Origin of the sequence: Faecalibacterium sp. OM04-11BH, from assembly GCF_003482185.1 — a bacterium.
In the GTDB taxonomy this organism is placed as follows: Bacteria; Bacillota; Clostridia; order Oscillospirales; family Ruminococcaceae; genus Faecalibacterium; species Faecalibacterium tardum.
In genome coordinates, this window is the sequence record NZ_QULS01000013.1 from 75,504 (window position 1) to 87,204 (window position 11,701).

The 11,701-nt window shown below is 58.6% G+C and carries 11 protein-coding genes, 1 tRNA gene and 1 other annotated feature; of the genes, 8 read left to right on the plus strand and 4 right to left on the minus strand.

Annotation, left to right across the window (positions count from 1 at the left end; translation table 11 throughout):
• Positions 1–311: 311 nt before the first annotated feature.
• Together ilvA and DXB44_RS11195 are read left to right on the plus strand one after the other, a co-directional pair.
• On the plus strand, positions 312–1,517 hold the full coding sequence (gene ilvA, locus DXB44_RS11190; RefSeq protein ID WP_005920741.1) for a threonine ammonia-lyase: 1,206 nt from the start codon (positions 312–314) through the stop codon (positions 1,515–1,517).
• 71 nt (positions 1,518–1,588) lie between these two features.
• The gene (locus DXB44_RS11195; protein WP_055186970.1) at positions 1,589–1,963 is read left to right on the plus strand and encodes a RidA family protein; all 375 of its coding nucleotides are present in this window, start codon (positions 1,589–1,591) and stop codon (positions 1,961–1,963) included.
• A 91-nt stretch (positions 1,964–2,054) separates the two neighbouring features.
• Here DXB44_RS11195 and DXB44_RS11200 read toward each other — a convergent pair whose 3' ends face one another.
• Entirely contained in the window at positions 2,055–3,272 is a 1,218-nt protein-coding gene (locus tag DXB44_RS11200; RefSeq protein ID WP_118658776.1) for an ATP-binding protein, read from the minus strand.
• A gap of 181 nt (positions 3,273–3,453) precedes the next feature.
• Positions 3,454–3,711, plus strand: a binding site (T-box leader).
• A gap of 87 nt (positions 3,712–3,798) precedes the next feature.
• Here DXB44_RS11200 and ilvB point away from each other — a divergent pair.
• The 4 genes from ilvB (at position 3,799) to ilvD (ending at position 8,986) form a co-directional block, all read left to right on the plus strand.
• Positions 3,799–5,463, plus strand: coding sequence for a biosynthetic-type acetolactate synthase large subunit (gene ilvB, locus DXB44_RS11205; protein ID WP_044959584.1), 1,665 nt, complete (start codon positions 3,799–3,801; stop codon positions 5,461–5,463).
• A gap of 15 nt (positions 5,464–5,478) precedes the next feature.
• A complete protein-coding gene (ilvN, locus tag DXB44_RS11210) occupies positions 5,479–6,042 on the plus strand; it encodes an acetolactate synthase small subunit (protein ID WP_118658777.1) in 564 nt (187 codons plus the stop codon).
• Between the two features lie 99 nt (positions 6,043–6,141).
• Positions 6,142–7,161, plus strand: a complete 1,020-nt coding sequence (ilvC, locus tag DXB44_RS11215; RefSeq protein WP_097779242.1) for a ketol-acid reductoisomerase — start codon at positions 6,142–6,144, stop codon at positions 7,159–7,161.
• Positions 7,162–7,327: 166 nt separating this feature from the next.
• Entirely contained in the window at positions 7,328–8,986 is a 1,659-nt protein-coding gene (gene ilvD, locus DXB44_RS11220; RefSeq protein WP_015537501.1) for a dihydroxy-acid dehydratase, read from the plus strand.
• A gap of 46 nt (positions 8,987–9,032) precedes the next feature.
• Here ilvD and DXB44_RS11225 read toward each other — a convergent pair whose 3' ends face one another.
• Positions 9,033–9,704, minus strand: a complete 672-nt coding sequence (locus tag DXB44_RS11225) for a sugar transferase (protein ID WP_118658778.1) — start codon at positions 9,702–9,704, stop codon at positions 9,033–9,035.
• A gap of 205 nt (positions 9,705–9,909) precedes the next feature.
• On the opposite strand from DXB44_RS11225, the gene DXB44_RS11230 reads away from it, so the two are divergent.
• A tRNA-Tyr gene (locus DXB44_RS11230) sits at positions 9,910–9,994 on the plus strand.
• Positions 9,995–10,146: 152 nt separating this feature from the next.
• The gene (locus DXB44_RS11235) at positions 10,147–10,398 is read left to right on the plus strand and encodes a DUF6061 family protein (protein WP_118658779.1); all 252 of its coding nucleotides are present in this window, start codon (positions 10,147–10,149) and stop codon (positions 10,396–10,398) included.
• Between the two features lie 98 nt (positions 10,399–10,496).
• Here the strand turns inward: DXB44_RS11235 and DXB44_RS11240 are convergent, their stop codons facing one another.
• Both DXB44_RS11240 and DXB44_RS11245 read right to left on the minus strand, forming a co-directional pair.
• Positions 10,497–10,673, minus strand: a complete 177-nt coding sequence (locus DXB44_RS11240; RefSeq protein ID WP_242965863.1) for a hypothetical protein — start codon at positions 10,671–10,673, stop codon at positions 10,497–10,499.
• A gap of 17 nt (positions 10,674–10,690) precedes the next feature.
• Positions 10,691–11,701: plasmid recombination protein (locus tag DXB44_RS11245; protein ID WP_118658781.1), on the minus strand; the 1,011-nt coding region annotated here is incomplete at its 5' end.

Here is an 11,701-nt window from a genome sequence, read left to right on the forward strand (position 1 = left end):
CCGTGGCCCTCGGCCTCCGCGCGGCGGCGGCTTTGGCGGCATGGGCGGCGGCTCCTTCGGGGGCGGTGTCGGACGCGGCGGTTTCGGCGGCGGCAGCTTTGGCGGCGGCTTCGGCGGCATGGGCGGCGGCTCCAGCCACGGCGGCGGCGGTGGCCGTGGGCGGTAATGAGAATAAAAAGAGAAAGGCGGTGGCGCTTTACCACTGCCTTTCTCTTTTTTATGCCTTTTATCGTGAATGAAATTCATTTGACAAAACAATTTTCGTAACTTATACTGGATGACATCACGAAAAAATAAAGGAAGTATCTGTCATGCTGACTCTGGATAAGATCTACCACGCCGCCTTTGTGCTGAAGGACGTTGCCCGCAAGACCGACCTCATCGAAGCCCCCAAGCTGTCCAAGGACTGCCAGCTGTACCTTAAGACCGAGAACCTGCAGGCCACCGGCAGCTTTAAGGTGCGGGGCGCTTACTATAAAATCAGCCAGCTTTCCGAGGAGGAGAGCGCCAAGGGCGTGATTGCCTGCTCTGCGGGCAACCATGCGCAGGGCGTGGCGCTGGCGGCTACCCGGCGCGGCATCCGCAGCATCGTCTGTATGCCGGACGGCGCGCCCCTGATGAAGGTGGAGAACACCAAAAATCTGGGCGCGGAGGTCTGCCTTGTGCCCGGCACCTACGACGAAGCCCACGACAAGGCCGTGCAGCTGCAAAAGGAGTACGACATGACCTTTATCCACCCCTACGATGACGAGCAGGTCATCGCCGGGCAGGGAACCATTGGCTTGGAAATTCTGGATCAGCTGCCGGATGTGGACGCTGTGGTGGTGCCGGTGGGCGGCGGCGGACTGATTTCCGGTATTGCCTTTGCCATCAAGACCCTGCGGCCGGAGGTCAAGGTGTACGGCGTACAGGCCGAGGGTGCCCCCAGTATGTACCGCAGCCTGCACGAGCACAAGTACCAGACCCTGAAAGCTGCTTCCACCTTTGCGGACGGCATTCAGGTCAAGACCCCGGGCGAGCTGACCTACCAGCTGTGCGAGCAGTATGTGGACGATATCGTTACCGTGACCGAGGACGAGACGGCGGCGGCCATCCTCTCCCTGATGGAGAACCAGAAGCTGGTGGCCGAGGGTGCAGGCGCTGTGCCGGTGGCGGCAGTGCTGTTCCACAAGCTGCCGGTGGAGGGCAAAAAGGTGGCCTGTGTCATCTCCGGCGGCAACATTGATGTAAACATCCTGAACCGCGTCATCACCCGCGGTCTTGTTATGAGCGGCCGCAAGGCAAACCTGACCATTGCACTGGAGGATAAGCCCGGCCAGCTGAAAAAGGTGGCCGAGGTGGTATCCCGCTGCGGCAGCAATGTGGTGTCTGTGCAGCATGACGGCTCCGACCCCAATATGCCCATCTCCAGCTGCTTCCTCAAGCTGACGCTGGAGACCCGCGATGCCGCTCAGATCGAGCAGATCCGCACCGAGCTGACTAAGGCCGGCTTCCAGCTGGTCACCGAGCGGGTGTAAACTTTATCGTTTGCCTGAGCGAAAAGAGAACTTGCATTAAACTTAAAGTAATATAGAGGAGAAAATATACTATGAAAGTCGTATCTACCACCAACGCACCTGCCGCTATCGGCCCTTACAGTCAAGCACTGGATCTGGGCAATATGGTGTTTGTGTCCGGGCAGATCCCGGTAGACCCCGCCACCGGCACCATGGCTGATACCGTGGAGCAGCAGGCCGCACAGAGCCTTGCCAACCTGAAGGCGATTCTGGCCGAGGCTGGGCTTTCCATGAACAACGTGGTCAAGACGGTGATCTTTCTGGCTGACATCAACGATTTTGCCGCAGTGAACGCAGAGTACGCCAAGGCCTTTGCCGAGCCGTTCCCCGCCCGCAGCTGCGTGCAGGTGGCAGCCATCCCCAAGGGGGCAAAGCTGGAGATCGAGTGCATCGCTGTGCGGGACTGAGCGAAAAATAAGACAAGAAAAACGGGACACCGGAGCATCTGCGGATGCTTTGGTGTCCCGTTTTTTGGCATCATGTTCGGAAAACCGGTTTTTACTTCTGCACACCGGCCTCGCATTGCTCGATGAACTGCTTGGCCACCCGGGGGCTGCGGCCACCGGCACGCAGGGCAAAGGCCTCGGCCTTGAGCAGCAGCTGCTCGGTGGGCATCTGGATGTTGTGCTGCTTTGCCAGCTCTTCCAGAATGGTCTCGAACCGTGCCTTTTCCGGCCGCTGGAAGGTGACCGTCAGGCCGAACCGGGCGGAAAGGCTCATCAGCTCCTGCCGGGTGTCGGCTTCATGGATGTCGTCGCCGGTGCGGTCCGAGAGGGTCTCCTTGATGAGGTGGCGGCGGTTGGAGGTGGCGTACACTGCAATGTTCTGGGCGCGTCCGCCTACGCTGCCCTCCAAGATGGCCTTCAAGGCGGCAAAGTTGTCGTCGTTGGCGGTAAAGCTCAGGTCATCGATGAACAGGATGAACTTGAGCGGGTTTGCCGCCAGCTTGTCCATCAGGTCGGGGATCTGGTACAGCTGGTTCTTTTTTACCTCTACCAGCCGCAGTCCCTCGGGCGCAAACTCGTTGGCAATGGCCTTTACCGCGCTGGATTTGCCGGTACCGGCGTCGCCGTACAGCAGCACATTGTTGGCGGGCATCCCGGCCAGCAGCGCCTTTGTGTTGGCAATCACCTTTTCCCGCTCCTTTTCGTAGCCGGGCAGCTCAGAAAGGCGCTGCGGGTCGGGGTACTTTACCGGCACAAGCTGGCCGTTTTCCACCGTGAATACATGGTGCTTTGCGAACATACCGTAGCCCTTTTTGCCCACCTCGCTCATGCGCTGGGCGTAGGCGGCGGTAAGGTCGAGCTCACAGGTCTGCCACCGGGGCAGGAAAGCCAGTTCCGGCCGCTGCGCCTGCTCCGAGTAGGCGGTCTGGAACAGCTCGTCCAGCGTCAGCCCGCACAGCTGCTGCAAAAACTGTAGCTCGCTGTCCAGGGCGCTTTGCAGCAGCGCGTCCAGCTGCCCGGCAGCGGCCTGCCGCACGCAGATGGTCTCGGCCTCCAGCACAGCATTGCTCAGGTAGCTGCCCCAGTTGGTGGTGTACTCGAACAAAGCGGCCTCAAAGGCGGCTACGGCATCGCACACCGGGCCGTAGGAGGAGCAGCCCGCCTCCATGCGGTCGGTCAGGTCTAAAAGTCTTGCCACAACAGGGTCGTTCAGCAGGGCACGGAACACAACAAGCCCATGCAGATGGGCATTCCATTCTCTCAGTTTCATCGGTCGATTCCTTTTCCTCTCCAATAGCACATACCTTACAAAACGCAGGTACGCGGATATCAAAAGTATACAGCGGTTCGGGCGGGGATGCAAGGGGTGTTAAAAATGCTTCATCTTTGGGCTGATTCAGGTTACAAATTGTCGATTGACAAAAGCCCGGTTTATAGTATAATTTACATCAACAAATGCGCAGATGGGAAAAAGTACCACACGATCCCCACTGTTCAGAGAGCTGCCGTCTGGTGCAAGGCAGTCAGCGTTTCGTGCGGAAAATCATCCCGGAGCAGCCTGCCCAACGGGTGTAAAACTCCTGTAAGCAGCGCCGGTTGCAGCCGTTACCGTGCAGGGCTTTGTTGGAAGCCCGTGAGAGGGTGTGCACAGCACGCCAACGAGAGTGGTACCGCAGAGAGCTTGATGTTACAAGGTCTTTGTCTCTTGAAAGAAGCAGGGGACAAGGGCTTTTTCTTTTTCAAAAGCTCTCCCTGAGGGAATGGATAAGAAGTGGAACAGGAATAGGAGCAACACCATGCAGTTGAATGGTTCTCAGATCTTTGTAGAGGTCCTGTGCGAGCAGGGAGTGGACACTCTTTTTGGCTATCCCGGCGGCGCTGTGCTGAACCTTTACGACGAGCTGTATAAAAATGCCGACCGCATCACCCATGTGCTTACCGCCCACGAGCAGGGCGCAGCCCATGCAGCGGACGGCTACGCCCGCGCCACCGGCCGCACCGGCGTGGTGCTGGCCACCAGCGGCCCGGGTGCCACCAATCTGGTCACCGGCATTGCAACCGCCTATATGGACTCGGTGCCCATGGTGGCCTTTACCGGCAATGTGCCTACCAGCAGCATCGGCAAGGACGGCTTTCAGGAAGCGTACATTGAGGGCATCACGGTGCCCATCACAAAGCATAACTTCACGGTGCGCCGGGTAGAGGACTTGGCCGACACCATGCGGGCAGCTTTCCGCATTGCACAGAGCGGCCGCAAGGGCCCGGTGCTGGTGGATATCCCCAAGGACGTGACCGCAGCGGTGTGCGAGTTCACCCCCAAGCAGCCGGAGCCCATCCGCACCGTGACTACCTATAATGAGGAGCAGGTGCACTGGGCGGCAGACCTCATTAACGCCGCCCAGCGTCCGCTGGTGTACTTTGGCGGCGGCGTGCGCAGCGCAGCCAGCTGCCAGCCGTTGCGGGATCTGCTGCACAAGGCGGAGATCCCCGCCACCTACACCCTGATGGCGGCAGGCGTTGTGCCCTACGGTGACCCGATGAATCTGGGGATGCTGGGTATGCACGGCTGCTACACCTCCAACCGGGCGGTGGCAGAGTGCGATGTGCTCATCGCGGTGGGCACCCGCTTTTCCGACCGCGTGGCGCTGAACCCCAAGACCTTTGCCAAAAACGCCACCATCATCCAGATCGATATTGACGCCAGCGAGCTGGGCAAGAACGTGGATGTGGATCTTTCCATCGTGGGCGATGCAGCCTATGTGCTGAACGCCATGCTGCCCCAGATCAAGCCCGCCAAGCACCCGGACTGGATGACGATGATCCAGAGCTGGCAGGCGCAGGATTACCACCCCGTGTCCGACCCCACCCGGCTGATGCCCCATCAGGTCATCGGCGAGGTGTGCAACCAGTGCGGCCCCGACGCCGTGTATGTTACCGATGTGGGTCAGCACCAGATGTGGGCGGCGCAGTACCTGCGCCACACCAAGAGCCGTGGCTTTATCACCAGCGGCGGCCTTGGCACCATGGGCTTTGGCTACGGTGCCGCCATTGGTGCCCAGATGGCACTGGGACGCCAGCAGCGTGTGGTGATGTTTACCGGTGACGCCTCCTTCCACATGAACCTGAACGAAGCCTGCACCGCCGTCAGCTACGAGCTGCCCATCATCACGGTCATCTTCAATAACTCGGTGCTGGGCATGGTACGCCAGTGGCAGACCAGCTTTTACGGCAAGCGTTACAGCCAGACCGACCCCCACCGCAAGACCGATTTTGTCAAGCTGGCAGATGGCTTTGGCCTGAAGGGCTACCGCTGCACCAATCTGCCGGAGTTTCAGGAAGCCTTTGCAGATGCCTTGCAGCAGAAAGGCCCCACTTGGATCGAGTGCATCATTGACAAGGACGAAAAGGTGCTGCCCATGATCCCCGGCGGCGGCGATATCAACGACATCATCATGGAATAAGGAGGACACAGCATCATGGAATCTGATCAGCGCAGGGTCATCAGCCTGCTGGTGGACAACCAGAGCGGCGTTCTGGCCCGGGTGTCCAGCCTGTTCTGCCGCCGCGGCTTCAATATCGACAGCCTTACGGTGTCCGCCACCAACGACCCGGCAGTCAGCCGCATCACGGTGACCATTACCAGCGACGAAAAGGCTTTGCAGCAGCTGGTATTGCAGACCGAGCGGCTGGAAGTCGCCCGGCAGGTGTTCGTGCTGGACAGCGAAAAAGCGCTGGAGCGGGAGCTGCTGCTGCTCAAGGTGGAATCGGACGTGCACAACCGCACAGAGCTGCGGGAGATCGCCTGCATCTACAAGGCAAAGATCATTGATCTTTCCCCGGACAGCATGGTGTTTGAACTCATCGGCCGGCCGGACAAGCTGGACGCATTTTTGAAAATGTTCGAGGGTTACAACATCCTTGAGCAGTGCCGCACCGGCGTTACCGCATTGGAGCGCGGCGGGATGCACCAGCATATCCAGAAGCCGCCGCAGGAGGTGCGCTCCGTCCAGCTGCCCCCGCCGGGCGCAAGACGGGCATAAATCACATTGCTTTTCCGCTCAGGGTGAGCGAAAGATAGAACAGAGCATACAAGACCGGAAGATAAACCAACCAGTTAATGTAAAAGGAGACTAACGATTATGGCTATCAAGAAATACTACGATTCCGACTGCAACCTCGGCGTGCTGGACGGCAAGACCGTCGCTGTCATCGGCTTCGGCAGCCAGGGTCATGCACACTCTGAGAATCTGGCCGAGAGCGGCGTCAACGTTGTGGTCGGCCTGCGCAAGGGCTCTGCTCACTGGGCAAAGGCTTCTGAGTTCGCTGCCACCCACGAAAACTTCAAGGTGATGGAAGTGGAAGAGGCTGCCAAGGCCGGTGACGTTGTTATGATGCTGGTGCCCGATGAGCTGTGCGCCGATATCTACAACACGCAGGTGGCTCCCTATATGACCGAGGGCAAGGCACTGGCCTTTGCACACGGCTTCAACATCCACTTCAAGACCATCACCGCCCCCAAGAACGTGGACGTCATCATGATCGCTCCCAAGGGCCCCGGCCACATCGTGCGCCGCCTGTACACCGAGGGCGAGGGTTGCCCCTCTCTGATCTGCGTGGAGCAGGACTACACCGGTAAGGCCAAGGACATTGCTCTGGCCTATGCTTCCGGCATCGGCGCAGGCCGTGCAGGCATCCTGCAGACCACCTTCAAGGAGGAGACCGAGACCGATCTGTTCGGCGAGCAGGCCGTGCTGTGCGGCGGTGTTTCCGAGCTGATCCACGCCGGTTTCGATACGCTGGTGGAGGCCGGTTACGAGCCCGAGATGGCCTACTTTGAGACCTGCCACGAGATGAAGCTGATCGTTGACCTGATCAACGAGGGCGGCTTCTCCAAGATGCGCTACTCCATCTCCAACACCGCTGAGTACGGCGACTACCGCACCGGCAAGCGCCTGATCACCGAGGAGACCCGCAAGGAGATGAAGAAGGTTCTGACCGAGATCCAGGACGGCACCTTTGCCTCCGAGTTCCTGACCGAGATGAGCCCCAAGGGCGGCCGCAAGGTGCACTTCCTTGCCAAGCGCCGTATGGAGGCTGAGCTGCCCATCGAGAAGGTGGGTGCTGAGCTGCGCGGCATGATGAGCTGGCTGAAGAAGTAAGAGGAAAACCCTCTCAGACCGCTTTTCGGCGGTCAGCTCCCCCGAAAGGGGGAGTTTTTGTTGAAAAGGGAATCTTATAGCTCCTCCGCGAAAACCTCTCCCTCTCGGGAGAGGTTGCACGGCGCAGCCGTGACGGAGAGGGTTTTATCAGAAAAGAGGATTTGCAATGAGAAGTGACAACGTGACTAAGGGCTCGGAGCGCGCGCCCAACCGCAGCCTGTTTTATGCGCTGGGCTACACCCCGGAGGAGCTGGAGCGCCCCCTCATCGGCGTGGTGAGCGCCTACAGCGAGATCGTGCCCGGACACATGAATCTGGATAAGATCGCCGAGGCTGTCAAGGCCGGTGTGCAGATGGCCGGTGGTACCCCCATCCTGATCCCCGCCATCGGCGTATGCGATGGCATCGCCATGGGTCATGTGGGCATGAAGTACTCTCTGGCCTCCCGCGAGCTGATCTGCGACAGCGTGGAGACCATGCTGATGGCACACCAGCTGGACGGCCTTGTGCTGGTGCCCAACTGCGATAAGATCGTGCCCGGCATGGTGATGGCAGCGGTGCGCATGGATGTGCCCGCTGTGGTCTGCTCCGGCGGCCCCATGCTGGCCGGCAGCTACGGCGGCGAGGAAGTGAGCCTTTCCAAGATGTTCGAGGCCGTGGGTGCCTATAAGGCCGGTATGATCACCGACGAGCAGCTGGAGGATTGCACCTGCAACTGCTGCCCCAGCTGCGGCAGCTGCTCCGGTATGTACACCGCCAACAGCATGAACTGCCTGTGCGAAGCCATCGGCATCGCACTGCCCGGCAACGGCACCATCCCGGCTGTGTACTCCAAGCGCCTGCAGCTGGCAAAGCACGCCGGTATGGCAGTGATGGAGATGGTGCGCAAGGGCATCACCGCGCGCCAGATCATCAACGAGCGCTCCATCCGCAACGCACTGACCTGTGATATGGCGCTGGGCTGCTCCACCAACACGGTGCTGCACCTGCTGGCCATCGCCTACGAGGCCGGTGTGCCCATCGATCTGAAGCTGTTCAACGAGATCAGCGCCAAGACCCCCAACCTGTGCCATCTGGCACCGGCAGGCCCCACCCACATGCCGGATCTGTACGCGGCGGGCGGCATCCCGGCAGTACAGGCAGAGCTGGCCAAGAAGGGCCTGCTGGATCTGGATGTGCCCACCGTCACCGGCAAGACCCTTGGCGAGAACATCAAGGGTGCCCATATCCTGAACGAAAAGGCCATCCGTCCCATCGAGAACCCCTACTCTGAGACCGGCGGTCTGCAGATCCTGTGGGGCAACATTGCCCCGGACGGCTGCGTTGTCAAGCGCAGCGCTGTCGCCCCGGAGATGCAGCAGCATTCCGGCCCGGCGCGGGTGTTCAACAGCGAGGAGGAAGCCATTGCCGCCATCTACGCAGGCAAGATCGTCCCGGGCGATGTGGTGGTCATCCGCTACGAAGGCCCCAAGGGCGGCCCGGGCATGCGGGAGATGCTCAACCCCACCTCTGCGCTGGCCGGTATGAAGCTGGATAAGACGGTGGCGCTCATCACCGATGGCCGCTTCTCCGGCGCATCCCGTGGTGCTGCTATCGGCCACGTCAGCCCGGAGGCGGCCTCCGGCGGCCCCATCGGCCTGATCGAAGAAGGGGATACTATCACCATCGATATCCCCAACGCCTCCATCACGCTGGAGGTCAGCGATGCAGTGCTGGCCGAGCGCAAGGCAAAGTACGTTGCGCCGGAGCCCAACATCAAGACCGGCTGGCTCAGCCGCTACGCCCGCATGGTCACCAGTGCAAATCTGGGTGCGGTGCTGAAATAAACGTAACGAAAGCGCCTGTTGTGCGGATGCACAACAGGCGCTTTTGTCACTCTCCGTATTTCATGAACATGGCGCGGACGGTGAGGAAGATGATCTTCCAGTCCACCCAGAAGCTGCGCTCCTGAATGTATTTCAGATCCAGCGCCACCCACTCGTCAAAGCTCATCTCGTTACGGTGGGGTGTGATCTGCCAGTAGCAGCTCAGTCCGGGTGTGACGTACAGCCGCTGGCGCTGGTAGTCGCTGTACAGCTCTACCTCCCGGGGTAGTGCGGGGCGCGGTCCCACGATGCTCATATCGCCCCGCAGCACGTTGAGCAGCTGGGGTAGCTCGTCCAGACTGGTCTTGCGCAGAAAACGTCCCACCCGGGTAATGCGGGGGTCGCCCTTGATCTTGAACACCGGGCCGTCCATCTGGTTCAGCTTCAACAATTCGTTCAGCCGCTTCTCAGCGTCCGGGCACATGGTGCGGAACTTATACAGCCAGAACAGCTTGCCGTCCCGTCCTACCCGCCGCTGCCGGAAAATGGCTCCGTCTCCGGGGCTGTCCAGCACGATGGCAAGACTGATCACCAGCGCCAGCGGCGCAAGCAAGATCAGCGCCAGCAGGGAGAATACGATGTCCTGTGCACGCCGCAGCACCCAGTAATGCCGATGGCCGCGCAGCATTTTTTCCCGGTCGATAAAAATTTGCGGGGCGGCGTTGATTGTTGACTCCATGCAATGACCTACTCCTGCCTGTAAAATCTTTACATTATTTTAACATAAAACAGGATGCAATTCAACCAGATAAAGCGCGGCGGACGGGGGCAGAAAGTATGCTGAAAAAAGTGCCGAAAAAGTGAAAAAAGGTAGTTGACAAAACCCCTTTCTCATGCTAAAATAAACAAGTCGTCCGGCAAACGGATGCACAACAAAAGAATATGGGCGTGTTCCCGAGTGGCCAATGGGGACAGACTGTAAATCTGCTGCTTTCAGCTTCGGTGGTTCGAATCCACCCGCGCCCACCAAACAAGAAAAATCCGAACCTGTTTCCGATTGGAGAAGGGTTCGGATTTTTCGTTTTCTTTGGGTACAGCAATGAAGGCTCCCGTGGACGGCGCAAAACTCTGATGCCTTGTCATAGACCGTAAGCCGATAACGAGAATTGGAGGATGCGATTATGAAGTACGATGCAAGAGCCTGTTCGTTCAACATGGATACCGGGTGCGTGGAGTTGACTCTCCAAGATGGGAGAAAAATTTCCATTGACTGCACCGGGGTTGAGGATGCACTGAATGTGACTATGGCACAGCAGACGGAATTGGACTACCTTATCTACAATGACCCGCTGGGATATGCGGATTTGATTCTGAACGGTGACCCGGAGGAGTACTTAAAGAATGTGACCGGAAGCCATGGGTTAGAAGATTAAGGGCAAAAAAATAAGAGGTGTGCCCAACTGGACACACCTCGGTGAGACACATCTATATAAGGCAGGGCGTTCCCTTTACTGGGAGCGTCCTGCTGTTTTTATGCTGCAACAGGCAAGGCTTGTAGAGTTTCCTGCTCTTTCAGCCATTCCTCGTATTCACGCTGGCCTTCCTCGCTGTTGAAAAACTCAACCATGGAGGGATAAAAGCAACGCGCAAGGGTCTTGATTGCTTCATCCGGGTAGCCGGATTTGTTCGACTTCTTCTTTTTGTTCAAATGGTATCCTCCGAAACTCAAAGTTCCATATCCTGCCCACGCTTGCGGTTTTTCTGCGGCACATTCATGGTGCGCTCCTGCTTGAGGGCGAGAATCTTTTCCAGAAAGCTGCGCACCAGTTCAGGCGCACGGTGGAGCGCGTCCAGATAGGGCTTCACTTCATACCAGAGTTCATGATACTTTTGACCCCAATGAGCAGCTTCCTTCTTGGCGGTGGAAAGTTCTTCTTTCAAGCGGCGGTTCTCCACGTCCATCATATAGCCGTGGTCGGCTTGCTTTTTCAGCTTGGAAAATTCTTCTTCGGTCAGCGAGTAGTTACCGAGAAAGGTGCGTTTGCCGATATAATCCAGATCGCGCGCATGAATGAGGGCTTCTTTCGTGAGCGTGGCCTTTTTCTGCACAGCGGCAAGTTCCTTCTCCTTTTTGGAGAGGGTCTGACTGGTTTTGGCAAGCGACTGCGCCTTTTGGTCGGCTTGGGCGGTCAGGCTGTCCAGACGTTCCTGCTCCCGCTGGACTTTGAACTGCGTGACAGTCAGGTGTTCTTCGGTGCTGCCACGCTCGCCGCGCTCCACATCGGTGTACCCGGCAGTACGCATATAGTTGAAGAAATCGTCTTGCAGGACGCTGTACGACTTCTTCAGGACTGGCTTGCCGTTCTTTTGCAGCACGGGCTTTCCGGCATCGTCCAGCAGGGGCTTGGATGCCCACTTCTTGCTCCGACTGACCTGCATGACGGTCTCCTTGACGGTGCCCACCAGTGCCTTGTCCTTGCAGCGTTTCGACCAGAGGATCTGCTTTTCTACCACAGGAACATAGACCACATGGAGGTGGTAGTGGTAAACTTCGCGGCCTAGTGCTTCGGTCATGGCGCGGTTGATCTCATCCGCGTGCATGACTGCCGAGAGAATATACTGCTCACCGCCCACGATTTGAACGGCTGCTTTGTAGGCATCCTCATAGAACTGCTTGGCGAACTCGTAGCCACCATGATTGTCAAAATAGGCCGAGTTGACATCAAAGACAAGCTC

Bases quoted from the DNA above. Each gene is read 5' to 3' on its own strand.
- DXB44_RS11200 (WP_118658776.1), bottom strand. From the start codon at position 3,272: ATGAAACTGAGAGAATGGAATGCCCATCTGCATGGGCTTGTTGTGTTC.
- DXB44_RS11225 (WP_118658778.1), bottom strand. From the start codon at position 9,704: ATGGAGTCAACAATCAACGCCGCCCCGCAAATTTTTATCGACCGGGAA.
- ilvD (WP_015537501.1), top strand. From the start codon at position 7,328: ATGAGAAGTGACAACGTGACTAAGGGCTCGGAGCGCGCGCCCAACCGC.
- ilvN (WP_118658777.1), top strand. From the start codon at position 5,479: ATGGAATCTGATCAGCGCAGGGTCATCAGCCTGCTGGTGGACAACCAG.
- DXB44_RS11195 (WP_055186970.1), top strand. From the start codon at position 1,589: ATGAAAGTCGTATCTACCACCAACGCACCTGCCGCTATCGGCCCTTAC.
- ilvA (WP_005920741.1), top strand. From the start codon at position 312: ATGCTGACTCTGGATAAGATCTACCACGCCGCCTTTGTGCTGAAGGAC.
- ilvC (WP_097779242.1), top strand. From the start codon at position 6,142: ATGGCTATCAAGAAATACTACGATTCCGACTGCAACCTCGGCGTGCTG.
- DXB44_RS11235 (WP_118658779.1), top strand. From the start codon at position 10,147: ATGAAGTACGATGCAAGAGCCTGTTCGTTCAACATGGATACCGGGTGC.
- ilvB (WP_044959584.1), top strand. From the start codon at position 3,799: ATGCAGTTGAATGGTTCTCAGATCTTTGTAGAGGTCCTGTGCGAGCAG.